Source organism: Elusimicrobiota bacterium (assembly GCA_040757695.1).
Lineage (GTDB): Bacteria > Elusimicrobiota > UBA8919 > UBA8919 > UBA8919 > JBFLWK01.
In genome coordinates, this window is the sequence record JBFLWK010000184.1 from 1 (window position 1) to 2032 (window position 2032).

Genomic DNA, 2032 nt, shown 5'->3' on the forward strand with positions numbered 1-2032 from the left:
AAAAGCTGTTGAAGAATTGAAAAAGAAATGGACTAACAAACAAGGATGGTTCTGCCACTATTTTTTTGTTGAAGGTCTATTTAAAAAATTACAGGTGGGATGCCCAATGGCTGGACTAATGGCGCTTGAAGTGTTCTCAAAAGTTCCAGAACTAAAAGAATCGCTCTATGCTCAAAATGCCTATCATCCGCTTAAATTCCACTATGAGTATGGAAAAACTATCTATTATTTTGGTCGTTCTAAACGTTTCTGGACCTTAAAATATCCCTTTATATGGTATAATGCATTGTATTTAGCAGAGGTGTTAACTCGTTTTAAATTTGTAAGAAATGAAAAGTTAGTCAAAGAATTAGTTGAGTGGATAGAGCACTCGCAGGATGAGCAGGGACGGTTTATACCAACATCTATGTTCATGCATTACAAAAATTGGGATTTTGCTAATAAAAAAGAGCCATCTCCGTGGATTACTTTTCTATGCTGTAGAATATTAAAGAGGTGGTATGGTTAATATGAGTTTAAAAAAGGAAAAAAATCTGGCAGGAGTATGTGGTATTTATTGTGGCTTATTCACAATTCCATATTATAAAAAATGCAGGTCATTTTTCATTTAATGAAAAACCTGATGAATTTGTTTCAGTAGTATCTGAATTTCTTAAGGAAGTAAGGTAAAGTAATGAAAACAGAGAATTTTTATAGGTCTATTCCTATAATACTTACATTGGCACTATGTATATTTCATTTTATTTTTTTGCTTTACTTTTTCTCTCCTGCTATTTCAACTCCAGATGCACAAGGATATTTTGCGCAGGGAAAAATAATCGCCAAGTATAGTCATTCTTATTTTATACCTCAAAACAACCTTCAATACATTGGACCACATTGGCATAGCGCTGATGAACAGAAGTATTTTACGACTTTCCCACTAGGATTCCCCTGTTTGATTGCTATCATTTATAGACTATTTGGAGCAAATTCTACTTTTTTGATAAATCCGATATTGGCGTCAATCAGTCTGCTGGTTTTTTTCTTCCTATGTAAAAATTGGCTTTCCAATAATTGGTCTTTGGTTGCCGCATTCTTCCTTGCAATCAACCCTTTCTACAATGAACACGCATTGTGGGGTGGTTCACATATTTCATTGATTTTTTTCTTCCTTCTCGCATTGCTATTATTAATAAAGACAATTTACCCCGTAAGACCTTTGGTTTCTTACGGGGTTTACGGGATATCAGCAGGAATAGCAATCGGCATTGTTCCTACAATTCGTTATGCAGAGTTTGTTCTTTGCTTTAGCTTCGGTTGTTACATACTTTGGCTATTTTTTTCAAGGGAAATATCTAAGAGAACTTTCATTTCAATAGTCCTTGGTATTCTAATACCCCTGTTGCCTTTGGCTATACGTAATCAAATCGCGTTTGGTAAATTCTGGGTAACAGGTTATGGGTTTTCCAATGCTCCTGCAGCGTTGTTCGGCTTCAATTATCTAATTGAGCACTTCATTCCATTTCTTGTAAAGCTTGTAACTGACGGGATGGGGATATTATTCCCATTGAGTATAATTGGATTTGTTATTTTATTAAAAAATTCAGAGACGAGATCTACAACCGTTTATTTATTATCATCAACAGTTGCGTTAACATTACTCTATATGGCATATTATTGGCCGACCGACCCACAATCAATGCGATTTCTATTGCCAACTTTTCCAATTTATACTTTAGCCGCAGTATACTTTATCAATCAGTTAAGTAAAAATTATAGAATCGCTCTTTTATCTATAACTACTCTCGTTTCATTATCTTGGGGTGTGTCTGGTTCCTTGCGAGCTGTAAAACCTTTGCATATGCGAAATAGTATACTGGAAAATATAACTGATGCGATTGAAAAGAATATAAAAGATGGAAGTATTATTATAACCTACGAAGGAATCTGTCAGAACCTCGACCTGAAAAACGGCTATAAATTTATATTTTACCGATAATAAAATGCCCTTGACACAACCGTATAAAAATGATACACTTATGACAAATGC

The 2032-nt window shown here is 34.5% G+C and carries 3 protein-coding genes; all 3 read left to right on the plus strand.

Features of this window, described 5'->3' with window-relative positions; translation table 11 throughout:
* Positions 1–508 (plus strand): hypothetical protein (locus AB1349_13930; GenBank protein ID MEW6558425.1); only part of this gene is annotated, 508 nt, incomplete at its 5' end.
* Positions 509–558: 50 nt separating this feature from the next.
* Positions 559–669: an alpha/beta hydrolase gene (locus AB1349_13935; GenBank protein ID MEW6558426.1), complete on the plus strand. Its 111-nt coding sequence runs from the start codon at positions 559–561 to the stop codon at positions 667–669.
* Positions 670–673: 4 nt separating this feature from the next.
* The gene (locus AB1349_13940) at positions 674–1981 is read left to right on the plus strand and encodes a glycosyltransferase family 39 protein (GenBank protein MEW6558427.1); all 1308 of its coding nucleotides are present in this window, start codon (positions 674–676) and stop codon (positions 1979–1981) included.
* Positions 1982–2032 lie beyond the last annotated feature (51 nt).

Bases quoted from the DNA above. Each gene is read 5' to 3' on its own strand.
- AB1349_13940 (MEW6558427.1), top strand. From the start codon at position 674: ATGAAAACAGAGAATTTTTATAGGTCTATTCCTATAATACTTACATTG.